The sequence below is a fragment of the Saccharibacillus sp. WB 17 genome (assembly GCF_008634075.2).
GTDB lineage: Bacteria > Bacillota > Bacilli > Paenibacillales > Paenibacillaceae > Saccharibacillus > Saccharibacillus brassicae.
Window position 1 is genome coordinate 34,247 of the sequence record NZ_VPFK02000042.1, and the last position, 26,849, is coordinate 61,095.

General features: G+C 56.0%; 20 protein-coding genes, 1 tRNA gene, 1 other RNA gene, 1 pseudogene and 2 riboswitches. Of the genes and pseudogenes, 17 read left to right on the top strand and 6 right to left on the bottom strand.

Annotated features, from left to right (window positions below; genetic code table 11):
* Nucleotides 1-67: 67 nt before the first annotated feature.
* Nucleotides 68-529: an Rrf2 family transcriptional regulator gene (locus tag FTE24_RS18905; protein WP_150233944.1), complete on the top strand. Its 462-nt coding sequence runs from the start codon at nt 68-70 to the stop codon at nt 527-529.
* A gap of 204 nt (nt 530-733) precedes the next feature.
* Here FTE24_RS18905 and FTE24_RS18910 read toward each other — a convergent pair whose 3' ends face one another.
* The 3 genes from FTE24_RS18910 to FTE24_RS18920 all read right to left on the bottom strand — a co-directional run bounded on the left by FTE24_RS18910 (nt 734) and on the right by FTE24_RS18920 (nt 2,709).
* Complete coding sequence (locus tag FTE24_RS18910; protein WP_150233941.1) at nt 734-1,516, bottom strand: AIM24 family protein; 783 nt, start codon at nt 1,514-1,516, stop codon at nt 734-736.
* A gap of 237 nt (nt 1,517-1,753) precedes the next feature.
* The gene (clpP, locus tag FTE24_RS18915) at nt 1,754-2,356 is read right to left on the bottom strand and encodes an ATP-dependent Clp endopeptidase proteolytic subunit ClpP (protein WP_141447935.1); all 603 of its coding nucleotides are present in this window, start codon (nt 2,354-2,356) and stop codon (nt 1,754-1,756) included.
* A 278-nt stretch (nt 2,357-2,634) separates the two neighbouring features.
* A tRNA-Arg gene (locus FTE24_RS18920) sits at nt 2,635-2,709 on the bottom strand.
* A gap of 301 nt (nt 2,710-3,010) precedes the next feature.
* Between FTE24_RS18920 and FTE24_RS18925 the strand changes: the two genes are divergently transcribed.
* The 6 genes from FTE24_RS18925 (at nt 3,011) to eno (ending at nt 10,407) form a co-directional block, all read left to right on the top strand.
* Nucleotides 3,011-4,048, top strand: a complete 1,038-nt coding sequence (locus FTE24_RS18925; RefSeq protein ID WP_141447936.1) for a sugar-binding transcriptional regulator — start codon at nt 3,011-3,013, stop codon at nt 4,046-4,048.
* 105 nt (nt 4,049-4,153) lie between these two features.
* A complete protein-coding gene (gene gap / locus FTE24_RS18930; protein WP_141447937.1) occupies nt 4,154-5,164 on the top strand; it encodes a type I glyceraldehyde-3-phosphate dehydrogenase in 1,011 nt (336 codons plus the stop codon).
* A 208-nt stretch (nt 5,165-5,372) separates the two neighbouring features.
* The gene (locus FTE24_RS18935; protein WP_150233939.1) at nt 5,373-6,557 is read left to right on the top strand and encodes a phosphoglycerate kinase; all 1,185 of its coding nucleotides are present in this window, start codon (nt 5,373-5,375) and stop codon (nt 6,555-6,557) included.
* A 192-nt stretch (nt 6,558-6,749) separates the two neighbouring features.
* Nucleotides 6,750-7,502, top strand: a complete 753-nt coding sequence (tpiA, locus tag FTE24_RS18940; protein WP_141447939.1) for a triose-phosphate isomerase — start codon at nt 6,750-6,752, stop codon at nt 7,500-7,502.
* Nucleotides 7,502-9,052, top strand: a complete 1,551-nt coding sequence (gene gpmI, locus FTE24_RS18945) for a 2,3-bisphosphoglycerate-independent phosphoglycerate mutase (RefSeq protein ID WP_150233937.1) — start codon at nt 7,502-7,504, stop codon at nt 9,050-9,052. The genes tpiA and gpmI overlap by 1 nt, the downstream gene beginning before the upstream one ends.
* Before the next feature lie 56 nt (nt 9,053-9,108).
* Nucleotides 9,109-10,407 carry a phosphopyruvate hydratase gene (gene eno, locus FTE24_RS18950; RefSeq protein ID WP_150233935.1) on the top strand — a complete coding sequence of 433 codons (1,299 nt, stop codon included), beginning with the start codon at nt 9,109-9,111 and terminating at the stop codon, nt 10,405-10,407.
* 213 nt (nt 10,408-10,620) lie between these two features.
* Here eno and FTE24_RS18955 read toward each other — a convergent pair whose 3' ends face one another.
* Nucleotides 10,621-11,832 carry an MFS transporter gene (locus tag FTE24_RS18955; RefSeq protein WP_150233933.1) on the bottom strand — a complete coding sequence of 404 codons (1,212 nt, stop codon included), beginning with the start codon at nt 11,830-11,832 and terminating at the stop codon, nt 10,621-10,623.
* A gap of 88 nt (nt 11,833-11,920) precedes the next feature.
* Nucleotides 11,921-12,019: riboswitch (purine riboswitch) on the bottom strand.
* A gap of 479 nt (nt 12,020-12,498) precedes the next feature.
* On the opposite strand from FTE24_RS18955, the gene FTE24_RS23585 reads away from it, so the two are divergent.
* From FTE24_RS23585 to FTE24_RS19000, 9 genes are all read left to right on the top strand, one after another.
* Nucleotides 12,499-13,197: a hypothetical protein gene (locus tag FTE24_RS23585; RefSeq protein ID WP_160441832.1), complete on the top strand. Its 699-nt coding sequence runs from the start codon at nt 12,499-12,501 to the stop codon at nt 13,195-13,197.
* A gap of 609 nt (nt 13,198-13,806) precedes the next feature.
* Nucleotides 13,807-14,535 (top strand): aminoglycoside adenylyltransferase domain-containing protein, encoded by a 729-nt coding sequence (locus FTE24_RS18965; RefSeq protein ID WP_160441833.1) that lies wholly within the window; start codon nt 13,807-13,809, stop codon nt 14,533-14,535.
* A 74-nt stretch (nt 14,536-14,609) separates the two neighbouring features.
* Nucleotides 14,610-15,383 (top strand): glutamate racemase, encoded by a 774-nt coding sequence (gene murI / locus FTE24_RS18970; RefSeq protein ID WP_150233927.1) that lies wholly within the window; start codon nt 14,610-14,612, stop codon nt 15,381-15,383.
* A gap of 606 nt (nt 15,384-15,989) precedes the next feature.
* Nucleotides 15,990-16,161, top strand: a riboswitch (cyclic di-AMP (ydaO/yuaA leader).
* 435 nt (nt 16,162-16,596) lie between these two features.
* Nucleotides 16,597-16,830, top strand: coding sequence for a preprotein translocase subunit SecG (gene secG, locus FTE24_RS18975; protein WP_141447946.1), 234 nt, complete (start codon nt 16,597-16,599; stop codon nt 16,828-16,830).
* A gap of 246 nt (nt 16,831-17,076) precedes the next feature.
* On the top strand, nt 17,077-20,154 hold the full coding sequence (gene rnr, locus FTE24_RS18980) for a ribonuclease R (protein WP_150233925.1): 3,078 nt from the start codon (nt 17,077-17,079) through the stop codon (nt 20,152-20,154).
* A gap of 306 nt (nt 20,155-20,460) precedes the next feature.
* The gene (smpB, locus tag FTE24_RS18985) at nt 20,461-20,934 is read left to right on the top strand and encodes an SsrA-binding protein SmpB (protein WP_141447947.1); all 474 of its coding nucleotides are present in this window, start codon (nt 20,461-20,463) and stop codon (nt 20,932-20,934) included.
* 355 nt (nt 20,935-21,289) lie between these two features.
* Nucleotides 21,290-21,658, top strand: a transfer-messenger RNA (tmRNA) gene (ssrA, locus tag FTE24_RS18990).
* Nucleotides 21,659-21,729: 71 nt separating this feature from the next.
* Nucleotides 21,730-23,256 (top strand): ATP-binding protein, encoded by a 1,527-nt coding sequence (locus FTE24_RS18995; RefSeq protein WP_237401841.1) that lies wholly within the window; start codon nt 21,730-21,732, stop codon nt 23,254-23,256.
* Nucleotides 23,257-23,645: 389 nt separating this feature from the next.
* Nucleotides 23,646-24,734 (top strand): hypothetical protein, encoded by a 1,089-nt coding sequence (locus tag FTE24_RS19000; RefSeq protein ID WP_150233923.1) that lies wholly within the window; start codon nt 23,646-23,648, stop codon nt 24,732-24,734.
* 183 nt (nt 24,735-24,917) lie between these two features.
* Here FTE24_RS19000 and FTE24_RS23360 read toward each other — a convergent pair.
* Nucleotides 24,918-25,076: pseudogene (locus tag FTE24_RS23360) on the bottom strand (type II toxin-antitoxin system death-on-curing family toxin); the annotation flags it as partial.
* Complete coding sequence (locus FTE24_RS19005) at nt 25,073-25,327, bottom strand: AbrB/MazE/SpoVT family DNA-binding domain-containing protein (RefSeq protein WP_172198055.1); 255 nt, start codon at nt 25,325-25,327, stop codon at nt 25,073-25,075. The gene FTE24_RS19005 and the pseudogene FTE24_RS23360, both read right to left, overlap by 4 nt.
* Nucleotides 25,328-25,533: 206 nt before the next feature.
* On the opposite strand from FTE24_RS19005, the gene FTE24_RS19010 reads away from it, so the two are divergent.
* Complete coding sequence (locus FTE24_RS19010) at nt 25,534-26,694, top strand: cobalamin-independent methionine synthase II family protein (RefSeq protein ID WP_150233919.1); 1,161 nt, start codon at nt 25,534-25,536, stop codon at nt 26,692-26,694.
* Nucleotides 26,695-26,849 lie beyond the last annotated feature (155 nt).

The window sequence follows — 26,849 nt, forward strand, 5'->3', positions numbered from 1 at the left end:
TCCTGTAATGTAACTAGAATAGTTTCACCCAAACACATCCCGGAAGCGCCGGAGGGAGGCATGCAAAGTGAATATCAGCACCAAATTCCCCGTGGCCGTGCATACGTTGATTTTGCTTAGCGTTTCGGAGCCGGGCACGGCGACTTCCGAATTTATCGCGGGCAGCGTGAACACGAATCCCGTCGTGATTCGGCGCATCACCGGCATGCTCGGCCGCGCCGGCTTGGTCGAAGCGAGAGCGGGCATCGCCGGAGCGCGCCTGCAGAAGCCGCTTGCGGACATTACGCTGTTCGAAGTGTACCGCGCGGTCGGAGCCGTCGGCGAAGGCGGATTGTTCGCTCTGCACGAGAGCCCGAACCCGAACTGCGAAGTCGGCCGCAATATCCAGGCCGCCATGAACCCGATTCTGCTTGCCGCCCAACAGGCGATGGAGCAGGTGCTGCGCGACACGAGCGTCGCCGACGTAGCCGGCGACATCGCGCAGCTCGACGGGCTGACGCTGCCCGAGTTCTCGCAGGCCGGCCGCTAGGCCGCCGCAAGCGAAGCCCCGGGCACATTCGCCCGGGACCGGCCGGCCGCATCGCAAAAGCCCCGTTCTCCATCTTGATGGAGAACGGGGCTTTTTGCTCGGCCTGCTCGGCCTGCTCGGCCTGCTCGGCCTGCTCGGCCTGCTCGGCCTGCTCGGCCTGCTCGGCCTGCTCGGCCTGCTCGGCCTGCGCCGCGAAGCCCGCCTTTAGAAAGGCTGCGCGCGCATCGGCAGCGTCGGGGCCAGCCACACTTCGCCGTGGCCGCGGAACGTCTGGAGCATGCCTTCGCCGGACGAAGCCGAGCCCATCAGCGACTTGGTCGAACGCTCGATAGAGAATTCGATCGTGCTGCTGCGCAGCACCGCGAACGTTCCGTCGACTTTGAGCGTCTCGCCTTTGAGTTCGTAGCGGACGAGTTCGTATTCCGGTACCGGCAGTTCCAGCACGACATAGCTGCTGTCCGTCGCCGTGATCTTCGTCTGGAACAGCCCTTCGCCGCCGAACAGCGCCGTCGAGGCGTTACCCTGCTTGGCAACGCCGACTTTGACCGTGTTTTCCGCGCAGTAGAACAGGCCGTCGTCCACGATAATCTCTTCGCCCGGCGCAAGCTCGATCAGCGTGAAGTCTTTGCGTTTGGGCTCCAGATAGATTTCGCCCGTGCCGCGGTAGACCGGCTTGCTCGCGGTCTCGCCCGTCACGGCGCTGCCGACGAACTTCTTGGCGAAGCCGCCCACGCCGCCGGAGCGGTTCTCCATCTCGATATTGCCGAACATGAACTGGAGCGCGCCCGCTTCGAGAATGGCCGAAGAATCGTCGAGCAGGATGCGCACCTGCTGCCAGCCGAACCGTTCCGAATCGTGATGGTTTACGGATTTGGCCAGTTCGGCGTTATAATTTTCCGGCAGGCCGCCGGCCTGAATGACTTCGATGATCATATTTTCTCTGCGGAGCGAACTGAAGACGCGAAAATCGTTATGGCGAAATTGCATGGGCGTTGTCCTCCTCGAATGTACGTGCGAATGGTTATGTATCTGCACCTATTACGCAAAGCGGACGGGACGGTTGCGAAATGCGCGTCCAATGAACGCAAATGAACGACAATGACCGATACAGGCACGGTGATGTGATGACCGTAACTGAGCGCGAATCTACCCCGATAAGCGCGAATCTACGCAAAACAGCCGTCCGGCTTGGGCCGGACGGCTGTTTTTTCAGACATAATCGGTTTACTTCACGCCGGCTTCGGCAATCGGCTTCTCGATCACTTTGTCGATGATGCCGTATTCGGCTGCCGCGGCAGCTTCCATGAAGTAATCGCGGTCCGTATCTTTTTCGATGCGTTCCAGCGGTTGGCCGGTACGCTCGGACAGGATGCGGTTCAGCTTGTCGCGCAGCGCGAGGATGCGGCGGGCACGGATTTCGATATCCGAAGCCTGACCCTGGGCGCCGCCGAGCGGCTGGTGAATCATGATTTCGCTGTTCGGCAGGGCAAAACGCTTGCCCTTGGCGCCGGCGTTCAACAGGAATGCGCCCATCGAAGCGGCCATGCCGACGCAGATCGTGGAGACGTCTGCCTTGATGAACTGCATCGTATCGAAAATTGCCATGCCGGCCGTGATCGAACCGCCCGGGCTGTTAATGTAGAGGTAAATGTCTTTCTCCGGATCTTCCGCTTCGAGGAACAGGAGCTGTGCGATGATCGCGTTGGCCACGACATCGTTGACTTCGGTGCCGAGGAAGATGATGCGGTCTTTCAGCAGACGGGAGTAAATATCGTACGCTCTCTCGCCGCGGTTGCTTTGTTCAACGACCATAGGAATGTAACCCACAGTGAAAAACCTCCTTGTGAACGGATGGATTCCGCTCTTAGAATTGGAATGGATGCCCAGGCTGGATGAGCTGTCGAACCCTGTGCAAACGAAGGTCCGATAAACGTCTAGCTGGTATTACCCATATGATAAACAATCCCAAACATAAAGTCAAAGAAAGTCAAACTTTATGCAAAAAAAATAGCCGATATCGGCGTCAGAAATGAAAAATACAGTTAAATAATAACGGGCTGTCCCTTAACGGAACATTTCCATACATTCGGATGCTGTAAAAATAATGGCGCGCCCGCCAAGAATCGAACTTGGATCTCAGGCTTCGGAGGCCTACGTCATATCCATTGGACCACGGGCGCACGCTTACAAACAGCAGCAATCATTATTATACTAGGCAGCAAGAGAAATTGCAAGCCCTAAGAAAGTTGTGAAAAAGGGGACAAAAATACCCCTACATCATGCGCTTGCTGCACGCCTTTTCTCCATATCTAGTAGGCCGGCCGGCAGATTGGAAAAGCACAAAATATACGCGGGGCAAAGCTTGCATCGCGGCGTCAAATTGGTTAAACTAGGTGTGGGACATAAAAAGTGTTCCCGGGACAATAATCGTCCATTGGTCCAACATTATACGGGCAGACGAAGTTTGCAGAGGTGGAACGCATGCAGAACATTCTCGAAATTCAGCAGCAGCTGCTTCCCGATCTCATGGAAACTCTCAAGAAACGGTATACGATCCTGCATCAGATTATGCTGACGGGCACGACGGGACGCCGAACGCTGGCCCACTCCCTGCAGATGACCGAACGCGTGCTGAGAGCCGAGACCGATCTGCTGAAAGCGCAGGGCTTGATTGAAACGGACACGGCGGGCATGCGGATCAGCGATGCCGGACAACTCCTTCTTGAGCGTCTGGAACCGGTATTGAAGGAATTGGTGGGATTGTCCAACCTGGAAGAGAAGATTCGCCGTTTCTACGGACTCCAGAAAGTCGTGGTCGTTCCGGGGAACTGCGAAGAATCGCCTCTCTCCAAGCGCGAACTCGGCAAAGCCGGGGCCAAAGCGCTGCTCGGCGTCATGCGGGGCGGAGACGTGGTGGCCGTAACGGGAGGCACGACGCTGGCCGAAATGGCCGAGCAGCTGACCTATCCGGTCAACGGTCCCCTCAAGGGGAGCTGGTTCGTGCCGGCTCGCGGAGGACTGGGCGAGAGCCTGGAAATCCAGGCGAACACGATCGCTTCCAACATGGCCAAGCGCGTGGGCGCCGATTACCGGCTGCTGCACGTACCCGATCTTTTGAGCCGGGAAGCGTACGAATCGCTCGTACACGACCCGAACATCCAGGAAATCGTTCGCGAGATCCGCACGGCCCGCATCATCGTGCACGGGATCGGGAATGCGGTGGATATGGCTAGAAGGCGCAAGCTGGACGAAGCTACCACCGACGGTCTTCGCGACAAGGGAGCGGTAGCCGAATCGTTCGGTTATTACTTCGACGAGAGCGGCAGCGTCGTACATAATATGCTGACGCTCGGACTCAGGCTCGACGATATCAAGGCGGCGGACGTCGTACTTGGCATTGCGGGCGGCAAATCGAAAGCGAAGGCGATCCACGCGGTGCTGAGGTTCGGCCAGGAAGACATTCTGGTCATCGACGAAGCGGCTGCGATGGAGATTGTCCGGGTGCTGGAGAGCGCTTGATGAACTTGTTACTCATGGCGCCGTGTTTTCATCGATATGGAGATACGCGCCTTGAATAAATGAAAACATTTCTTCAAAAACCATTTTCTTAGGAGGAACTGTTCAATGACTGTAAAAGTAGGAATTAACGGATTTGGTCGTATCGGACGTTTGGCTTTCCGCCGTATTCAAGACGTGCAAGGTATCGAGGTTGTCGCAATCAACGACTTGACCGATGCGAAAATGCTCGCACACCTGTTGAAATATGATACAACGCAAGGCAAGTTCAACGGCGAAGTCGAAGTACACGACGGCTTCTTCAAAGTGAACGGCAAAGAAGTAAAGGTTCTGGCGAACCGCAACCCTGAAGAACTTCCTTGGGGAGAGCTCGGCGTTGACATCGTGCTGGAATGCACAGGCTTCTTCACAACCAAAGAAGGCGCTGAGAAGCACATCACGGCTGGCGCCAAAAAAGTCGTCATCTCCGCTCCGGCAACGGGCGACATGAAGACAATCGTTTACAACGTTAACCACGAGATCCTCGACGGTACGGAAACGGTTATCTCCGGTGCATCTTGCACAACGAACTGCCTGGCTCCTATGGCAAAAACGCTGCAAGACCAGTTCGGCGTCGTTCAAGGTCTCATGACTACGATCCACGCTTACACCGGCGACCAAAACACGCTGGACGCTCCGCACCCTAAAGGCGACTTCCGTCGTGCCCGTGCAGCAGCGGAAAACATCATTCCTAACACGACTGGCGCTGCAAAAGCAATCGGTCTGGTTATTCCTGAACTGCAAGGCAAACTTGACGGCGCTGCGCAGCGCGTACCGGTTGCTACAGGTTCCCTCACGGAGCTGGTAACGGTTCTCGAGAAGAGCGTAACGGTTGACGAAGTCAACGCTGCGATGAAAGCTGCAGCCGACCCGGAAACTTACGGTTACACGGAAGACGAAATCGTATCGTCCGACATCAAGGGCATGACTTACGGCTCCCTGTTCGACGCTACGCAAACCCGCGTAATGACAGTTGGCGACAAGCAGCTCGTTAAAACGGTAGCTTGGTACGACAACGAAATGTCCTACACGGCTCAACTCGTTCGCACGCTTGAGTTCTTCGCGAAAAAAGCTCAGTAATTCCGGACATTTTCGCACGGATTACGGCAAGTAAATAGCAATCTTTGGGTACGTTGGCCGTGTTCATGGGAACCCGGTCAATGTGCGACATGCGGATAAAGCGGAAACAGGGTAATTTTGTTTCCGCTTTTTCTAAGTTGCCGCGCTGCGAGAGTCGTATTCCTTGGAATCCTGAATTCTAAATTTGAGGGCATGGGGGATTTAATTTATGAATAAGAAAAGTGTACGTGACGTAGAAGTAAGCGGCAAAGTCGTGTTTGTGCGCGTCGATTTTAACGTTCCGCTCGAAGACGGAAAGATTACGGACGATACGCGTATCCGTGCAACGATTCCGACGATCGAATATTTGACCGAAAAAGGCGCGAAAGTGCTGCTGGCGAGCCATATGGGACGTCCGAAGGGCGAAGTGGTCGAGTCGATGAGACTGACTTCCGCCGCGGAACGCCTGTCCGAGCTGCTGGGCAAACCGGTTGCCAAAACGGACGAGTCGATCGGAGAGACGGTCAAGGCTAAAATCGCCGAGCTCAAAGACGGAGACGTGTTGGTACTTGAAAACGTGCGTTTCCACAAAGGCGAAGAGAAAAACGATCCGGAACTCGCCAAAGAGTTCGCTTCGCTCGCCGATCTGTTCGTAAACGACGCCTTCGGCGCCGCTCACCGCGCACATGCTTCGACAGAAGGCATCGCGCACCACCTGCCGGCCGTTTCCGGCCTGCTGATGGAAAAAGAACTCGACGTGCTCGGCAAAGCGCTGCTGAACCCGGAACGTCCGTTCACGGCGATCGTCGGCGGCTCCAAAGTCAAAGACAAGATCGACGTGATCGACAACCTGCTGAACATCGCCGACAACGTGCTGATCGGCGGCGGCCTGGCGTATACCTTCTTCAAAGCCCAAGGCTATGAAATCGGTCAATCGCTGCTGGACGACAGCAAGTTCGAGGTAGCGCTCGGCTTTATCGAAAAAGCCAAAAAGCTCGGCAAGAACTTCATGCTGCCGGTCGACATCGTGATCTCCGACGACTTCAGCGCTTCGGCCAACACGAAGATTATCAACGTTGAAGAAGGCATCCCTTCCGATTGGGAAGGCATCGACATCGGTCCGAAGACGCGTGCCCTGTACGCGGACGTCATCGCAAAATCCAAACTGGTCGTTTGGAACGGACCGATGGGCGTATTCGAAATCGAGCCTTTCTCCCACGGTACGCGTGCCGTAGGCGAAGCCTGCGCGAACACGGAAGGCTACACGATCATCGGCGGCGGCGACTCCGCTGCGGCTACCGAGAAATTCGGCTTGGCCGAAAAAATGAACCATATCTCCACGGGCGGCGGCGCTTCCCTGGAATTCATGGAAGGCAAAGCCCTCCCGGGTGTTGTCGCTCTCAACGATAAGTAAGATTCCCGTCTCCCAACCAAGAGCCGAGCGGGATCGCTTCAACCGATCCCGCCGCCTTTTCCTACGGAGCAAGTTTTAAAGCGATTTTGAAAAATGATTCAAGCTCGGCTTGCGCGTCAAAGCGCCTCCGGAGCGCTTACGCCGGCTGGAAAGTCTTTTTCAAAGAAGTCACTAAAAGGAGTGGATTATTTCGTGAGAACCCCAATCATCGCCGGTAACTGGAAAATGTTCAAAACCGTATCCGAAACGCTGGCCTTTGCCGAAGCGGTAAAAGGCAGCGCAGTCGTGGAAGGCGTGGAAACCGTCATCTGCGCACCGTTCACCAACCTTCCTGCCCTGACCGAAGCGGTTAAAGGCACCGGAATCAAAGTGGGCGCACAAAACCTTCACTTCGAAGACAACGGCGCATTCACAGGCGAAATCAGCGGCGTTATGCTCAAAGAGCTCGGCGTGGACTACGTCATCATCGGTCACTCGGAACGCCGCCAGTACTTCGGCGAGACCGACGAGATCGTGAACAAAAAAGTCGTGGCGGCTTTCCGCAACGACCTGACTCCGATCGTATGCGTAGGCGAAAAGCTCGAAGAGCGCGAAGCCGACCAAACCAAAGAAGTCTGCAAAGTTCAAACGGTAGGCGCGTTCCAGGGCCTGTCCAAAGAACAAGCGGCTGAAGTGGTTGTAGCATACGAGCCGATCTGGGCGATCGGAACAGGCAAATCGTCGACATCGGCGGACGCGAACGAAGTGACGGCTTACATCCGCACCGTTCTGGCCGACCTGTACGACCAAGCGACAGCCGACGTGATCCGTATCCAATACGGCGGCAGCGTGAAGCCGGAGAACGTAACGGAATACCTGGGCCAAAGCGATATCGACGGAGCACTCGTCGGCGGCGCGAGTCTGCAGCCCGACTCCTTCACGGCCCTGGTTGAGGGGGCGAAGTAATGACAGCTCCAAAACCGGTAGCATTGATCATCATGGACGGCTTCGGTCTGCGCGAAGGCGTGGAAGGCAACGCGGTTGCCCAAGCCAAAAAGCCGAACTACGAGCGCTTTTTGAACAAGTATCCGCACACGACGCTGACGGCATGCGGCGAAGCCGTAGGCCTGCCGGAAGGCCAGATGGGCAACTCCGAAGTCGGCCACCTGAATATCGGCGCGGGCCGCGTCGTATATCAGGATCTGACCCGGATTTCCAAATCGATCCGCGAAGGCGATTTCTTCGAAAACGCGACGCTGGTCGGTGCCGTTCAATCCGCCAAAGACAGCGGCAAAGCGCTGCACGTGCTTGGCCTGCTGTCGGACGGCGGCGTGCACAGCCATATCGAGCATCTGTACGCTACGCTCGAACTGTGCAAAAAACTGGACTTCCATAACGTATACATCCATGCCTTCATGGACGGACGCGACGTCGCTCCGGACAGCGGCAAGAAGTATATGGAACAGCTCGTGGCCAAGATCGCCGAAATCGGCGTAGGCGAAATCGCGACCGTGCAAGGCCGCTATTACGCGATGGACCGCGACAAGAGATGGGAACGCGTCGAACTGGCTTACCGCGCCCTGGTCTACGGAACAGGCGAGATGGCCGACAGCGCGCTGGAAGCGGTGGAGAACTCCTACGCCAAAAGCGTGATGGACGAATTCGTTCTGCCAACCGTAATTGCCAAAAATGGACAGCCGACCGCGAAGATCCAAACGGGCGACTCGATCATCTTCATCAACTTCCGTCCCGACCGCGCGATCCAGCTCTCCGAAGCGCTGACCGCTCCGGGCTTCGCCGGTTTCGATCGCGGAGACGCGCAGCCGGAAACGCTGAGCTTCGTCTCGTTCACGACTTACAGCGTGAACGTGCAGGGCAGCGTGGCTTACTCGCCGAAGAACCTGAACAACACGCTCGGCGAAGTTCTCGTGCAGAACGGCAAATCGCAGCTGCGTATTGCCGAGACCGAGAAATACCCGCACGTGACGTTCTTCTTCAGCGGCGGACGCGACGTGGAACTGGAAGGCGAAACGCGCATCCTTATCAACTCGCCGAAGGTTGCCACTTACGACCTTCAGCCCGAGATGAGCGCACGCGAAGTGGCCGACGCCTGCATCGCCGAGATCGAAGCGGAGAGACAGGACTGCATTATTCTGAACTTCGCCAATCCGGACATGGTCGGACACTCCGGCATGATGGAGCCGACGATCAAAGCGGTCGAGACGACCGACGAATGCGTAGGCCGCGTCGTGGACGCGATCCTCGCCAAAGGCGGAGTCGCGCTGATCACGGCCGACCACGGCAATGCCGAGACCGAGATCGACGAATTCGGACGCCCTCAGACGGCGCACACGACCAACCCGGTTCCGTTCATCGTAACCAGCGAAGAAGTGACGCTGCGCGAAGGCGGCATCCTGGCCGACATCGCGCCGACGATTCTCGACCTGATGCAGGTCGTTCAACCGGCGGACATGACCGGACAATCCGTCATTTCCGCACGCAAAACTTCTCATTAAGCCTCGAATGTGGCATAGTTAACTTATAAAACCGAACTCAAAGGAGATTACTTAAAATGACGATTATTTCTGACGTTTATGCACGCGAAGTCCTTGACTCCCGCGGTAACCCTACTGTTGAAGTTGAAGTGTACCTGGAATCCGGCGCAATCGGCCGCGCAATCGTACCTTCCGGCGCTTCGACCGGCGTTCACGAAGCGGTAGAGCTTCGCGACGGCGACAAAAGCCGTTACCTGGGCAAAGGCGTAGAAAACGCCGTTAAAAACGTAAACGAAACAATCGCTCCTGAAGTCATCGGCATGGACGCTCTTGACCAACTGGGCATCGACAAAGCGATGATCGCTTTGGACGGAACGCCAAACAAAGGCAAACTGGGCGCTAACGCGATCCTGGCCGTTTCGATGGCTGTTGCCCGCGCTGCGGCCGACGCTCTCGACCTGCCGCTGTACGTCTACCTCGGCGGATTCAACGCCAAGCAGCTTCCGGTTCCTATGATGAACATCGTTAACGGCGGCGAGCATGCCGACAACAACGTTGACGTACAAGAGTTCATGGTTCTGCCGGTAGGCGCGCCTACATTCAAAGAAGCTCTGCGCATGGGCGCAGAAATCTTCCACAACCTCAAATCCGTACTGAGCAGCAAAGGCTTGGCAACGGCTGTAGGCGACGAAGGCGGCTTCGCTCCGAACTTCACGTCGAACGAAGAAGCACTGTCGACGATCATCGAAGCGATCGAAAAAGCCGGCTACACGCCGGGTAAAGACGTCTTCCTCGGTATGGACGTGGCTTCGACCGAGTTCTACAAAGACGGTCAATACGTACTCGCGGGCGAAGGCAAATCGTACTCTTCCGCAGAATTCGTTGACCTGCTCGCTTCGTGGGTCGACAAGTACCCGATCATCACAATCGAAGACGGCTGCTCCGAAGACGACTGGGAAGGTTGGAAACTGCTCACCGAGAAACTGGGCGACAAGATCCAACTGGTCGGCGACGATCTGTTCGTAACGAACACCGAGCGTCTGGGCCGCGGTATCGAAGAAAACATCGGTAACTCGATCCTGATCAAAGTTAACCAAATCGGTACGCTGACCGAGACTTTCGACGCGATCGAAATGGCAAAACGCGCAGGCTACACGGCTGTAATCTCGCACCGTTCGGGCGAATCCGAAGACAGCACGATCGCGGACATCGCCGTTGCGACAAACGCCGGTCAGATCAAAACGGGTGCACCTTCCCGTACGGACCGCGTTGCCAAGTACAACCAACTGCTTCGCATCGAAGACCAACTGGGCGAACTGGCTCAATACAACGGCCTGAAATCGTTCTACAACCTCGACCTCACGAAATTCCAATAAGATTTTCGGCCGACCGGCCGAAATCGATCTGCTGGACCGCTGACGGCTTCGATCCCGGGACGCCGGGATCGAAAGACGCAGCACAAAAAAGAGACGCCGGACGCGGCGTCTCTTTTTTGTTGTTCGCTCTCGTATAGCAAAAGCCCGGCCGACAGGGAATCTGTCGGCCGGGCTTTTCGGATTCACTGCCGTTTGTAAAGGAGAGGCGAAGAATCAATCTCCGCCCAACGTCGGCTCAAGCTTCGAACCGGCCTGTTTGCCGTGTCCTTCCGGACGGCGGGAAGACGGTTTGCGGTACAGCGTGTAGATGGCCACGAAGAAGGCCAGTACGACGATGCCGCCGCCGATCCACGCATTGAACGTCACGGCCGGCGTGTTGTCGATCACGACGCCGCCGATCGCCGAGCCGGCTGCGATGCCGAGCTGCAGGGCGGAGAAGTTGAAGCTCTGCTGGATCTCGGACGTCTCCGGTGCGGCGTCGATCAGGTAGCTCTGCTGCGCCGGCGAGAGTGCCCAGCTCAGCGCGCCCCAGACGAAGACGAGGATCGCGAACAGCGGCACGAACGAAGCCGAGAACGGCAGCAGGAACATGGTGAGCGCAAAAGCGCCGACGACGATCATGATGCTTCTTCTGGCGCCGAGGCTGTCGGACATGAATCCGCCGATCATGCCGCCGGCTACGGCCGCGAGGCCGAAGAAGAAGTAGACGATGCTGATCCACGAAGCGCCGAGGTGCATGACGTTCTCAAGGAACGGCGTGAAGTAGGCATACAGCGTGTAATGGCCGGCCAGCATGAGCGCCGTTACGAGATGGGCGCCGACGACGCGGAAGCTTTTGAGCGAAGCCAGCTGCGTTCGGAGCGGGATCGCCTGCTGTGGAGCGACAGGTTCCATGAACTTGTAGACGACGAACATGGCCAGCAGCGCGAAGATCGCGATGAACAGGAACAGAATGCGCCAGCCGAACTGGTCGGCGGCCAGAACGCCGAGCGGAACGCCCAGCACGATCGACGAGCTGATGCCCATCGAGATAATGCCGATGACGCGCGCGCGGTGGCTTTCCGGCACGACTTTGACGGCCAGCGTCAGCGACAGCGTCGTGATCAGCGAGCCGCTCGCCGCCGTGACGAAGCGCGAGATCAGCAGCACGCCGAAGTTCGGGCTCCAGTAAGCGAGCAGACTGCCGAGGATAAACACGACGAGCGACCACAGGTACAGCTTGCGGCGTTCGAAGCGGGCGGTGAACGCCAGCAGCGTCGGCCCCGATACGGCGTAGACGAGCGCGTACGCGGTAATCAGCTGGCCCGCCGTGCTGACGGACACGCCCAGATCGCCGGCGATCAGCGGCAGGACGCCGCCAATGATAAGTTCGACGAGGCCTACGGTAAACGCGGCGATCGTCAGAACGAGAACTTTCAGATTCATGTTGATTCGGGTCTCCTTTTTTCCTTGAAAGTGCGGCGCGAAAGGAGTGCGGAAGTGTGCGAAAACGCAAAAACTCCCGACTGCAAAGGCGCCTTCGGCGCGACTTTGTAGTCGGGAGATATGGTTCCCGGTAGATACCCTCAAACCGTCTTATTGAGGTTATACAATGTCAACTCGTCTTACTCTAAAGGATCGGACGCGAAAGATCAAGAGGGAAGTTCCGGAATTTGCAAAAATTTGGCCTTCGGCTGCGCGGCGTTTATGATAAGGGAAAATAAACCCCGGCGAGCCGATCGCGGCAGGCCGGATCAACCGCGCCGACGGTTCGGCGCAGGCGGGAGGACCGGCCGAAATGACGACATACGCAGGCATCGACGCGGGAGGCACGCTGATCAAGATCGCTTATGTGGACGAGGATTCAGAGCGGGAGACGACTGCGCAGCGGCAGGCGCCGACAGCCTGGCAGGAAGGGGCGGAAGCTTCCGCCCCTTCGCCGAAGCTGCTGAAGTTCCCGACTTCGCGTATCGAAGAGGCGGCCACCTGGATCGCGGCGCATCTGCCACCTGGATCGCGGCGCATCTGCCGCCCGGCACGCGGATCGGCTGTACCGGCGGGCAGGCGGAGAGGCTGCGCCGCCTGCTGCCGAAGCATGCGAACTTCGCGGATGTGCCGGAATTCGAAGCAACGGCCGAAGGCGCCGTCCGGATTCTGGAGGCAGAGAGCCGCGGCTCCGGCGGCCGGGCTTCCGGCGGCGCGGCAGGCGAAGGCGCCTCGTCCGGCGCAGCAGCGCCGGACAGCTCTGCCCCCGGTAGCGGGGCCGAACGCTTCGTGCTCGTCAACGTCGGCACCGGGACGTCGTTCTATGTGATTGACGGGGCCGAGCGGCCGAGGCTCGGCGGGATCGGTCTGGGCGGAGGCACGATCGTGGGTCTGACGGGCCTGCTGTGCGGGGTGCGCGATTACGCGGAAATCGCGCGGCTGGCCCCGCTGGGCGACCGGGAGGCGGTCGATCTGACGGTGGGGCAGATCTATGCCCCGGCGCAGCCGCCGATTGCCGGCGACCTGACGGCCGCGAATTTTGCGCGGCCTCTGCCGCCTGAAGGCGGCGCACGGCCGCAGGATTATGCGGCGGCGGTGATCGGCATGGTGGCGGAGATCGTCACGACGGTAGGCGTGCAGCACGCCAAGCTGCACGGAGCGCGCCGGGTCGTGTACGTCGGCTCGTCGTACGAGCACAACGCGCTGCTGCGCGAGCTGACCGTGCGGTTTACGGCGATGCTCGGCTCCGAGGCCGTCATCCCCGAAGCCGGCCCTTACAGCGGCGCGCTGGGCGCCCTGTATGCGGCGATGAACCTGGGCGGATAGGTGTGGCCGCTATCGGGGATTGGTGAGCCCTACAGGAGCGTCCAGCGGGCTTATACGTCTCGCGGGCGAATACGCGCGCGTGCCTATGACCGGCATGCGTGCGGATAAGCGGGAAGCATGAGACAGCCGAATTCTAACGAATCGTCATAACGTTAAATCGGCTTTTAGAGACAATCCCGTATTTTAACGAATTCTCATATCGCTATTTCGTGCGTAGAGGCTGCAAAAGGCGCTTTACGCGCAATTAGCATGATGACGATTCGTTAGATTCGAAAAAAGACTCAAAACGCGCCTATAGCGTGATCAGGATTCGTTAGCCAAGCGCGTCGGCCGCGAGCATAATCCACTGTGGAAGTGGAAGTGGAAGTGGAAGTGGAAGTGGAAGTGGAAGTGGAAGTGGAAATTAGAACCGGAAAAGGAGGCTTTCCGATGAAACCCGTGCAGCCCGCAGATTCGACACATTTGACAAATCCACATCAGCCACCCGCGGCTTCCCGTCCGCCAGCCTCCTCTCACCAAGCCTCCTCTCACCAAGCCTCCGCCCTCCAACTCGCCCTCCAAGAGGCCCACCACGCGGCCGCAAGCATACGCGAGGCGCTGGGAGCCTACGTGACCGGCCTCTACCTGCACGGTTCGCTGGCGATCGGCGGCTTTAATCCGGCGTCGAGCGATATCGATCTGCTGGTCGTCGTGCGAGAACGGCCGGAGTCGGAGCGGCTGTATGCGCTGACGCGCAGTACGCTGGAGACGCACGCCCGTTTTCCGGCCGGCCGCGACCTGGAATTCAGCGTCGTGGAAGAGGATGTTCTCCGTCAATTCAGGCATCCGGCGCCGTGCGTCTATCATTATTCCGGGGCGCACCGCGAACGGTACGCTTCCGATCCGCACTATTTGTGCGCGGACTACGCGGATGACGATCTGGCCGCGCAGGTCACCGTCGCCTACGAGCGCGGCGTCGCTTTGTACGGTCCGCCGCTGCGCGATTCGTATCCGCCGGTGCCGAAGCATGCTTATCTGGAGTCGGTCTGGAGCGACGTACGCGGCGCCGAAGCGGAGATTAAGGACAATCCGGTCTATCTGACGCTTAATTTGTGCCGGGTGCTGATGTTCCTGAAGACCGGGACAGTCGCTTCAAAAAAAGAAGGCGGAGAATGGGCAGCTTCGGCGCTCCCGGAATGGACGGACGTGGTGCGGCCCGCGCTTGAGGCTTACGCAGGAGACGTGCGAAGCGGCCCGGCGGTGCCGGAAGCCCGGCTGACGGCTTTTGCGCGAAGCATGCTGCAGGCGATCGCCGCGCAGGCGGCTTTTCATGGCGTTTCCCTGCGGGGAGGGCTATAATAAGAGGCTGAAGAGACTCGACCGACGAGGCTCCACCAATGAGACCAAATCAACGAAACGGCAGGGGAAGCAGCATGAGCATCGCTTTTTTTGACTCGGGGATCGGAGGGCTGACCGTGATGCGCGAAGCGGCCCGCAGCCTTCCGAACGAGGACTTTATTTTTTTCGCGGATACGCTGCATGTCCCTTACGGGCCGAAGACCAAAGAACAGGTGACAGAATACGTCTGCGAAGCGGCGGAGCGCATTTTGGGCCAAAGCGTCAAAGCGCTCGTCATCGCGTGCAATACGGCGACCAGCGTAGCGGCGACCGAGCTGCGGCGCACCTACGACGTGCCCGTGATCGGGATGGAACCGGCGGTCAAGCCGGCCGTCGAGATGAACGGGGCGAGCGGGCGGCGCGTGCTGGTGCTGGCGACCGAACTGACGCTCAGCCAGGCCAAATACCGGGATCTGGTGTCGCGCGTGGATGATCTGGGGATCGTCGATTCGCTGCCGATGCCGGAACTCGTGGAATACTGCGAAGCGCTGAAGTTTGATCCGGCCGAGCTCGGTCCTTACTTTTTGCGCAAATTCGACCGGTTCGACCTGAGCCGCTACGGCACGCTGGTGCTCGGCTGCACGCATTACCCGTATTATACGGAGCTGCTGGAACAGATCCTGCCGCCGCACATCCGGGTCATCGACGGAAGCGCCGGCACGGTGCGGAGAGTGGCGCGCGTTCTCGAAGAGCGCGGGCTGGCCGGCGGCGGAAGCGGGCGCGTGCGGTTCATGAACTCTGCGGACGATCCGGCCTATCAGGCCAAGCTTGAGCGCGCTTGGGGGATTCTGAACGGCGTGACGCTTTGAGTTTTGAATAGGAAAAGAACCCGAAAAAACCGGCAAAAAGCTCCCGCCGCGTACGGTCGGAGCCTTCACGGAAGCTGCGTGGACGTGCGATCCGCCTTTCCGATCTTCGAAGCCTGCGACTCGTCTCAGGCTTTTTTCTCGCGCCCGCACAGGGCAAATCCCGCTCCGAACGAACGTCCCGCAAGGCCGGGCAGGTTGCTCAAAACGACTTCGTTTCCACATATGAAAACGGTAACAAAATCCGCTTTTCGACCTAAACGGCCCATCAAGCTCCGGCAAAGTGCCGCAGGCTGCTTTTTCAGCCGCATTTTCAGAGCTAAATCGAGCAAACGGGAGGTTTTCCGCGAAAAGGAAAGATCCGGCTTCGTGGGAGATTCCAATGTCAGCTTTTAACGCCCAAACCCGCAAAAAACGCTCAGGTTCATCCTTTACACGAGGTGTCAGAAGGGGTTAAGATACGGTTCATAAAAGCTGCATATGACCGCGCGAGGCGCAGGGGAAATGCCGCTTCTTCCCGGACTTTCGAAGCTTGGCACATCGAACGTTCCGGCATGCCGCCCACTTTTCGGAAAGGATGATGAGATTCGTCACTCGAACACGAAGACCCAGATTAGACTGCTGAATTTTTCGATAAAAACGGGGGAACCGATCGAGACGCCGCACAGGCGCTCATGGGGTGAAGCCTGACGCTCTCCGGTACGCCGGATCTGCGGCAGGCGGGGCGACTCTTGCGTCCCAATCCGTCAGCTAACCTCGTAAGCAGAGCAGGAGAGGTGACCTTTTTCGCATCTTTCGAAAACCAGGCCATTCTCGCACGTCACACCGGAGCCACATCAGCAGAGGAGGAAAAAGCATGTCGGATGCCATGATCATCATGGCCATTCTGGTCCTTACGGCCGTATCCGCGGGATACATTCTCTGGACCGACCGTACGGTCCAAGCCAAAGAGCAGCGCCGTTAAGCGCGAGCTTGTCAGGGCCGTACGTCCCCATACCGTCAAATGAACCGAAGCCGCGCCGCGGGAGATCCAGCCGCCGCGCGGCTTCTTAACGTCCGCTTGCAGGGATCGCCCATTCTTTTCCGCATCCGGTCTGCCCTTGGTCGATTGTCAAATACCGAGAACTATGGTAGACTGAAAATGCTGTTTTCCATTTTAGAAACTCTGATTCAATCGATACAGGATACGCGGCTTACGCTTAGGAGGTTAAACGACATGGAAATCTTTCTGAAGGTAGTTCTCTTGATCTTTGCTGTCGGTGTGATCACGGTCGTACTGCTGCAAAAAGGCAAAAGCGCAGGCTTGGCCGGCGCAATTTCCGGCGGTGCGGAGCATCTGTTCGGCAAAAGCAAAGCTCGCGGCATGGACTTGGTGCTTGAGCGCACGACCGTCGTACTGGGTGCCGGATTCGTAATCATGGCGTTGTTGACTACGGCTCTGACCAACTAACCCGGCGATCGGGGCGGTTGGACTGCCCGGGAAGCCTTCGTTGATCCTTGGATTCAAGGGAGACGAGGGCTTTTTTTTGTATATATTCAAATAAATGCGCACGAAAAAGCAAGCAAGGATTAAGCATGCGCCAGCGCGGGTACTTTTAACGTATAATAGAGAATGTAGAAGAAAAAATCGAGCATTCGCGATCTGCAGCCGATCGGGCGGTCTGTAGGCAGCCGGAGCCATTTTGAGGTGATAACCATGATAACGGAAGATATGCTGCTGGGCTTTATGCGCGAGAGCGCCTACAAGCCGATGACGCACCAGGAACTGGAGCAACATTTCGGCATCGACGATGCGGAACAGTTTCGGGAGTTTATGAACATGCTCAACGGACTTGAAGAAGAAGGCAAGATCGTACTGACGCGTACCCAGTGCTATGGCGTACCGGAACGTATGGATTTGCTGCGCGGACGTTTGCAAACGCATGCCAAGGGCTTCGGTTTCCTGATTCCCGAGGATCGCGAACACGCGGACGTATACATTAACGCGAACGACATGCTGAGCGCGATGAACGGCGATACGGTGCTGATTCGCATCGCGTCGCGCCGTTCTTCGAACGGACGCATGGAAGGCGAAGTGGTGCGGGTCGTCAAGCGCGCCGTGACGCAGATCGTCGGCACGTACCAGGACGAGGAATCGTTCGGCTTCGTGCTTCCGGACGACAAGCGCATCACGCGCGACATCTTTATCCCGGCCGGACGGTCCGGAAGCGCGCTGAACGGCCAGAAGGTCGTCGTGAGCATTATCGCCTACCCGGAAGGCCGCGCGGCGGCCCAGGGCGAAGTTATCGAAGTGCTGGGCTATAACAGCGACCCGGGCGTCGACATCCTGTCGATCATCCGCAAGCACCAGCTGCCGGAGTCTTTCCCGGACGAAGTGCTCGAAGAAGCGCAGCAGGCGCCGGAGACGATCTCCGACGAAGAGATCAACAGCCAGGGCCGGCGCGACCTGCGCGGCAAGCAGATTGTCACGATCGACGGCGAAGACGCCAAAGACCTGGACGACGCGGTCAACGTGGAACGCCTCGAGAACGGCAACTACGTGCTCGGCGTGCATATCGCGGACGTCGGCTATTATGTCAAAGAAAACTCCCAGCTCGATCAGGAAGCGTATAACCGGGGCAGCAGCGTGTATTTGGTGGACCGGGTCATTCCGATGCTGCCGCCGCGCCTGTCCAACGGCATCTGCAGCCTGAATCCGCGCGTGGACCGTCTGACGCTGTCGTGCGAGATGGAATTCGACGCGTCGATGAAGCTCGTTCGCTACGATATTTTCAAAAGCGTGATCAAGACGGTCGAGCGCATGACGTACAAAAACGTGCGCCGCATGCTCGAAGAAGAAGATCCGGAACTGCAGGAGCGTTACGGCTATCTGGCCGACACGTTCCGCACGATGCAGGAGCTGGCGCTCAAGCTGAACGGACGCCGCATGAAGCGCGGCGCGGTCGATTTCGACTTCGAAGAAGCCAAAGTGCTGCTCGACGACCAGGGCAAAGCGATCGACATCGTGACGCGCGAGCGCTCGATTGCCGAACGCATCATCGAAGAGTTCATGCTGGCGGCGAACGAGACGGTGGCGGAGCATTTCAGCAAAGCCAAAGTTCCGTTCCTGTACCGCATCCACGAAGACCCGGATCAGGAGCGTCTGGAATTGTTCGCGGCCTTCGCCGCCAATCTGGGCTATCAGGTCAAAGGCACGCGCGGAGGCACCATCCAGCCGAGCGAGCTGCAATCGCTGCTGGAAGAAGTGCAGGATACGCCGGAGCAAAAAGCGATCAGCACGCTGCTGCTGCGCTCGATGAAGCAGGCGAAGTACGATTCGGCCAATCTCGGCCACTTCGGCCTGGCGGCCGAATATTATACGCACTTCACGTCGCCGATCCGCCGCTATCCCGATTTGGTCATCCACCGGGTGATCGGGGAAGTGCTGGACCACGGCGGCAAGCTGTCGCAGTCGCGCGAGGAATACCTCAATATCCGCATGCCGGACATCGCGCAGCAGTCGTCGATTCGCGAGCGCGTGGCGGTCGATGCGGAGCGCGATACGGCCCAACTCAAAAAAGCCGAATTCATGCTGGACAAAGTCGGCGAGACGTTCGAAGGCGTGATCGGCAGCGTGACGAGCTTCGGTCTGTTCGTGGAGCTTGAGAACACGATCGAAGGCCTGATCCATATCAGCAACCTGACCGACGATTATTACCATTACGACGAGTCCCGCCTGACGCTGGTCGGCGAGCGCACGTCGCGCATCTTCCGCATCGGCGATCTGGTCGAGATCCGCGTGTCCAAGGTCAGCATGGAAGAGCATACGATCGATTTCGAGCTGGTGGATATGAAAAAGAGCGCGTTCCGCGGCGGCCGTGGAGGCCGCGGCGAAGGTGCGCCGAGCGGCGCACCTAGAGGCGGACGCGGCGACAAGACCGGCAAAGATAAAGGCAAAGGCAAGAAAAAAGGCAAAAAGCAGGGCGACGTCTTCCGTCCGAACGGAGCGGCAGCTCCGGCTCCGGCGGCGGGCACCGCACCTGCTGCGGCCGGCAGCGGCACGGCGGAAGCCGGCGCTCATACCAAAAGCAAGCGTACCCGCAAGCGCAAAGGCAAAGGTGGCGGTGCCGCCCTGCCTGAAGGCACGACGGTGATCGCGCCTGCGGCGCAAGCACCGGGCGCGGGCGACGAAGCCGGCGCTCCGGGCGGCGGCAAGCGCAGACGCAAAGGCGGCGGCGTGCCGGAAGGTACCGGCAGCGGCGAAGCCGGCACAGGCGCACAGCCACGCCAAGGCAAAGGCGGCCAGGATGGCGGCTGGACCTTCGGCGGCGTGCCGACCGGAGACGGCGGTACGGGCGCAGGCGCGGGTCAGGGCGCTCCGAGAGGCGAAGCCGGTTCCGAGCCGCGCAAGCCTGCGCGCAAAGGCGGCATTCAGATCGAAGCCGGCCAGGGCGGCGCAGATGCGTACAACGGCTCGCCGGGCGAAGCCGGCGAGCGGGGCAGTCGTCCGCCGGCTTCGGGCGGACGCGGCGGTGCCCGTCCGGGCCGCCCTGACGGCTCGAACGGCGCAGCGGGCAGTTCCGCGGGCGCAGCGAGCGGGGCAGGCGCGCCGGAAGGTGCGCGCGAACCGGGCAAAGGCAAATTTGCCTTCGGTTCCGGCACGGGCGGCTACGGCGGCGAGACGGCTACGTTCTCGCGCAACGGCAACGAACGGCCGAACAAAGGCGGCCGTTCCGGCGGCGGAGGCCGTCCGGGTTCGACAGGCGGCAGCCGTCCGCCGCGCAAAGACAAGTAAAAAGGTTCGGAGCGGCGGCTAGGCCGCATGGAAGGTCATGCAGCGGCGGCGGCTCGAGGATCGATCCGCCGCCGCTGTTGAAGCCCGAGAGCATGTCTTCGGCTGGGCAACCGCGGTTCCGGCCGCTAACGGATTGCATATCCGTTAGCGGCCTTTTTGCGGCATGAACCGCGAGCCAAACGATCTCTCGACCCGTTAACGTATCTTCCTCGATCGCCCGCCGCTCCTTTTCTTGCCTTTTCCAAAGACGGCTTGTTACAATTCGTTATAGAAGCGTTAAATAAAGAAGCAGAGGAGGTGCAAGACATGCCTAAAAATACGGAGCAGGGCAAAGTGCTCGCGCAGAACAAAAAAGCGTCCCACGATTATTTCATCGAGGATACGTATGAAGCGGGACTCGTGCTCACCGGCACGGAGATCAAATCGCTGCGCAAAGCCAAAGCGAATATCGGCGACGCGTTCGCGACAATCCGCGGCGGCGAAGCGTTTGTCCACAACATGCACATCAGCCCGTTCGAGCAGGGCAACCGCAACAACCCGGAAGATCCGACGCGCACGCGCAAGCTGCTGCTGCACAAAGTGCAGATCCGCAAGCTGATCGGTCAGGCCAAGCAGGAAGGCTACACGATCGTGCCGCTCAAAGTCTACGTACGCAACGGCTACGCCAAGCTGCTGATCGGCCTCGGCCGAGGCAAGAAGCAGCACGACAAGCGCGACACGGCCGCCAAGCGCGACGCGCAGCGGGATATCCAGCGGGCGCTCAAATCTCGCCAGCGTTAAGCGGGGGAGGCAGGCGGGCGTTCGACGGTCTGCCGAAGCCGGCGAGGCTGCGCGGCGAACGCGAGACCAGCCGAAAAGCGGCCGAAACGGCATTTTCCGGTTTTACGGTCGAGCGAGCAGGGTAATCTACCTTTACACCACGAAATGTGGTATAATCAAAGTCTGTGGGGAGTGCTTGCACTCCCGCGAACGGTTCTTTCTTTTATGGAGGGAAAGACACCGTGCGAACTTAAGGAACATACGGCTCGTGCCGGAACCTAGCGGTTCCAAGAACACGGCCCTTTAATCCGGAAGTTCCCTTTTACGAAAAATGCGCGCCGGCTTCGATCTTCGAAGGGCGACCTTTTTCCGACCAGGGGGCGTTTATGGATTCGACGGGGGTAGTTCGGGCATGGGTAGCGGGTAGTGGGGACGCGTCCGCTTTATCAACGCTAAAGCCTATTAAATGGCAAACAACAAACCAACTACGCTTTCGCAGCCTAAGAAACTGTGATGCGTGCTCTCGCCCGGCATCGCCTATGTGCCGGGATGAGGGCCCAACCCAATTAGTAGGCTACGCCGTCTAGTCTCCGCCTGGGGGTAGACGGAAGAAGACAATCAGGCTGACCCAACGCAGAGCCGGTTACGGGGCGCTGCTCGGGTGACATCAAAACTGTGACTACACCCGTAGAAGCCTATGCTGCGTTGCCTTCGGACAGGGGTTCGACTCCCCTCGCCTCCATACGTAATGAAATAAAAAATCGCTGACCAGCTAAATCGGTCAGCGATTTTTTAGTTGGACTAAGGATGAATTCATTGAAAAAAGCCTATATCAACTCTACAATGAGCCTATATCAGGATATTCGGAAAGGAACGATCGTGTTGAGTCGAACGGAAGATTATCTACGCAGCCTATTAAATGAGTTAAGAAATTTACCCGGAGAAACAGGTTGGATCGAATTTAAGCATAATAATAAAGATCCAGAAAAGATCGGCGAATATATTTCTGCGCTAAGCAACTCAGCTGCTTTGGAAGGTAAAAGTCATGCCTATATGATTTGGGGCTTAGATGACGATACCCACGATATTGTAGGAACGGATTTCAATCCGCATACTTCAAAAATAGGTAATGAAGAATTAGAGAGCTGGCTGCTTAGATTATTATCTCCTAAAGTGTTGTTTGTATTTTATGAACTTGAACAAGAAGTCGGTAGAACTACAATTCTTGAAATCGAACGCGCAACGGACAAACCGGTACAATTTAAAGGAACGGAATACATTCGAATCGGTTCTTATAAGAAAAATCTCAAAGATTACCCGGATAAGGAAAGAGCGTTATGGAGAGCCTTCGATAAAACTCCTTTTGAGGAACTAGTTGCAGCGGAGCATCTTGAGGAAACGGAGGTTCTACAGAAGCTGGATTACCCTTCCTATTTTCAACTGCTTGATATTCCACTGCCCGAAGAAAGAAAAAGCATTATCGAACAGTTACAGGGTGACCATATGATTATTAGAAATCTAGCTGGAGGATGGAATATTACCAATCTAGGGGCTGTTCTCTTTGCTAGAAAATTATCGGATTTTAACCACTTCAAACGTAAGCCAGTCAGAGTAATTATTTATAAAAATCGAGATAGAACTTCTACTGAAAGAGAGCAGGAAGGGGCTAAAGGTTACGCCTGTGGATTTGAAGGATTGATTGGATTTGTAGATAATATTTTGCCACGTAATGAATTTATCGGTAAGGCTTTACGAACGGAAGTTTCGATGTATCCGGAGCTTGCTGTACGAGAGTTGATTGCCAATGCGATCATTCATCAAGATTTTTCGTTAAGAGGTACAGGACCAATGATCGAAATTTTCTCTGATCGAATGGAAATTACAAATCCGGGAATTCCTCTTGTACAGGCTGAACGTTTTATAGACAGTCCTCCCCGATCCAGAAATGAGGCGCTGGCTTCCTTTATGCGTCGTATCGGAGTATGTGAAGAAAGAGGAAGCGGATTTGATAAAGTCGTTTCGCAAACTGAATTTTATCAACTTCCGGCCCCGGTTGTGGAAGTTACTGAACAGCATACTCGTATTACGCTATTTGCTTATAAGCCTTTTAAGGAGATGGACCGTGAAGAACGTGTACGAGCCTGCTATTTACATGCTTGCCTCAGATATGTAATGCGCGACTTTATGACCAATACAACTTTACGGCAGCGCTTCGGAATGGATGATAAGCAAAATTCTATTGCATCAAGAATAATTAAAGACACGGTAGAAGCTGGGAAAGTTAAGGCCAAAGATCCTGAGACAGCTCCTAGACATATGAAATATGTGCCTTACTGGGCCTGAAAATTTAACTTGCACGTAACTTGCGTGATGCTCTCTTATAGACAGGATTTCAAGCTGAAGAAACTACAAAACCTTATTATGACGCCTTTTCCTAGGGTTCCATGTAAAAAATCTAACTTGCGCTTAACTTCTTAACTTTCGGATAGGGATTTGACCACTCGTTTCCATTGTTTGATCTAAAGAGATACCCTTCAAGGGTGTCTCTTTTCTATTTCTTTATTTGTTGAAGTTCTTCAAACGATTATAGGAGTCTAATTACTTGCTTGCTTGCTATTCCTTTACAAATGCGAAGATGGTATAAATAAATCAATAAGGAATAAAGTCTCATAAGAAAAATGAAATGGGTAGGGTATGCATTTTATAAGGCTAAAGCCTTAAAGGAGAAAAATATGAAAAAGAAAATTGGAGCTGCTTTTCTGGCAGTCAGTTTGGCATTAACAGGAACAGTAACGGTATCAGTATCAGAAGTTCAAGCAGCACCGTCTGCCAAAATGCAGGCGGCATATTCGGCTCAAGCCAGCTTTGCCAAGCAGTCTGGACTGGATGCCAAGTCAATCTCCAGTCCCATGTTTTACGATGTGAACAACGATAAGTCGGAGGAGATCATCTTGTCGGCTTCAAGCAAAGACGGGTACGGTCCGTGGATTTCTTACATAGGGATCTACTCGAAGAATGGAACGAAGTTATTGGCCAAGAATGTGGAGTCTGAGTATTTTTATGAAATTAGACGTATCAAAAATAAAACTCACAAAAATATGCTGGCTTTCGTGCATGACGGCGGAAGTGGCGGAGCCTCTGTTTCCGTCAATGTCTTCAAAAATAATACTCTGAAAGAAATTTACCTTACTGATGTCCTAAATACGGATACTGCAAAAATTACAGATGATGATAAAGACGGAAATGATGAGATTCAAGGCTATCAGCTCTATAGTTCTATAGAAACGCGTTCTCTTTCCAAAGCAGAAGGGGTTTACGACAAGCTGGTATACAAATGGGACGCAGGCAAAAAGAAATATACAGAAGTTGTATATGGTCAAGACGGAGTAAGAGACAGCCAACGAGCTAAAGTCGGAACAATCAATGCTCAACAAGCTATGAAAATCTTACGGCAGGCGTATTACAAACAGATCAATGTAGCTGCTGAAGGGCTGCCAGGAAGCTTAAGAAAAAATCTTCAATCAGTCTTTACGTATAATTTTTTGTACAAAATTGAAACAGAAGGCATGATAAGCTTTGGAAACGGCAAAGTAGGTCCAATGTATTTGAACAGCGACGACTTCTCTTTACTCTTGCCAGCATTTGATGCCAGTAAAAAAGCGACTTTTAAATTATCAGCCAGCAAACAAAGCGCAACCGTTACTCAAAAGCTTATTGTAAATTCTGAAGGTTATGAATATAAGGTAACGTATCAAGCTACACTTTTTAAAACCAAATATGGTTGGAAAGTCGATAGCTTCAAGACATTGGACTACGAATAATAAATAGTCATCTATTTCAGCGGCATAGAAGCATTCCTGGTCTGCCCAGGCTTCTATGCGGCTTTTTCAAATAAGGAAGGAGAAGCCCACCGTGACAACACTCCAAGTAGATTATTCCGTTTTGCACCAACTAGCCCATCGCCTACTCCAATGCACCTTTCCTTTTGACGACAAACAAATTGAAGCCTCTTCGCCAAAGGCGGAAGATTGCGGTCGATGTACGGCTGATTCGAGTAGTCCGGGTTCTTTCACTCCGATCTGTTCGCCAGGGCTATAGCGTTGGATCATAGCTACATTTATTGCAATCACTTCTTGAACGGAAAGGTAGCGAAGAGATCTCATCTGTCTTTAAGTCCAAGAAGGGTTTGATCGTATTCGGTCATGACATCGTTCAAGGTATCCATGAAATCTGCGCTTATTCCTTCGGGAAGCGAAACTTTTACTGCTTTCTTGATCGTGATTTTTCCGGAGGTCGGATCAACGCTGATATTGGCTAAATCGCCTTGCTCCAACCCGATTTGTTTCAATGCTTCAGTCATGCTGATTCCTAGACTGTTACCGAATTTGGTTACTTTGCGTTCAATTTCTAACATTTTAACGACTCGCCTCCTATGCATTTTGTTTGACTGTTGTAACGATTATACGTCCGTCCCACGAAAATTCAATCTATATATCAATCCCCTATAACCAGCCATACCTTCTTCGTCTACGCCAGCCCTCTTGCACCCGTGCTACAATAACCACACATAATCAACCGAGTGCTTTGGCACAAATCACACATCCAAGGAGGCACATCCCCATGACCGATAAATTTCAAATCGTAGGCAGCCTGCTGCGCCCTTCCGATCTGCTCGAATACAAGACGCAGATCGAGCATCGCGACGATATTCAGTACCCGTTCTATCAGGAGTTCGACGGCTACGAGCAGTGCGAAGCGAAAGCGATCGACTCCGTCGTGCAGGACCAGATCCGGCATGACCTTTCGATCATCACGGACGGCGAGTATTCCAAGTCGATGTGGCATCTGGACTTTGTATGGGGCTTCCAGGGGATTGAGCGGTATATCGCGGATCACGGGTACTTTTTCCGCGATACGGACGGCAGTTCCAAATACGAGACGCGCAAAGACATCGGGCTGCGCATCACGGGCGAGCTCGGCGCGAAGAACCACCACTTCCTCAAATCGTTCAAGCAGCTCAAAAACAGTGCCGGCGATCGCGAGACGAAGCTGTGCGTGCCGTCCCCGTCCCATATCTTCGGCGAGCTGTCGTGGTCGGACAATATCGGCGGCACGGACTCCGTGTACAAGGACGCCAAAGAACTCAAAGCCGGTCTCGTCAAAGCGTACAAAGACTTCGTGCAGGACTTCGCGGACGCGGGCGGCGAGATTCTTCAGTTCGACGACTGCCTGTGGGAGCTGTTCGCGGACGATAACCCGAACTCCCCGTACACGGGCGAGAACATCGACCAGGAGCAGGTGCAGGCGCTGGCGGCCGAGTTTATCGACATCAACAACACGGTGATCGACTTCGGGCATGAGCTGGGTCTAAAAATGTGGACGCATAACTGCCGCGGCAACTACGATTCGCGGAACATGGGCGGCGGTTCGTACGTGAAGATCGCGAACCTGTTCCTCAAGCAGCTCAAATACGATCGGTTCTTCCTCGAATGGGACGACGACCGCGCGGGTTCGCTCGAAGCGCTGGAAGTGTTCCGGGACAAGCCGGACACGGAGATCGTTCTCGGCCTTCTGTCTTCCAAGACGAACACGCTCGATGACGAAGAACGCGTGCTGCGCCTGCTGGACGAAGCTTCGAGCATCATCGACAAAGACCGTCTGCTGCTGTCCCACCAATGCGGCTTTGCTTCCTGCGACGGCGGCAACGAGCTGACTCAGGCGGAGCAGTGGGCGAAAATCCATCAGGGCCAGAAAATCGCGCAGCAGTACTGGGAGAGATAAAGCCGCTTTCGGCACAGAGATTCACTTTTTCCGTCTCTCTGAGTGCTGAGGAAGTTACCGTTAACGCTCACAAGATACCGGGGATCAAGCCTATATCAGCAAAACCAGCCTCCAAGCCATGGAGAGCTGGTTTTTGCTTATGGTATAATTAGGCT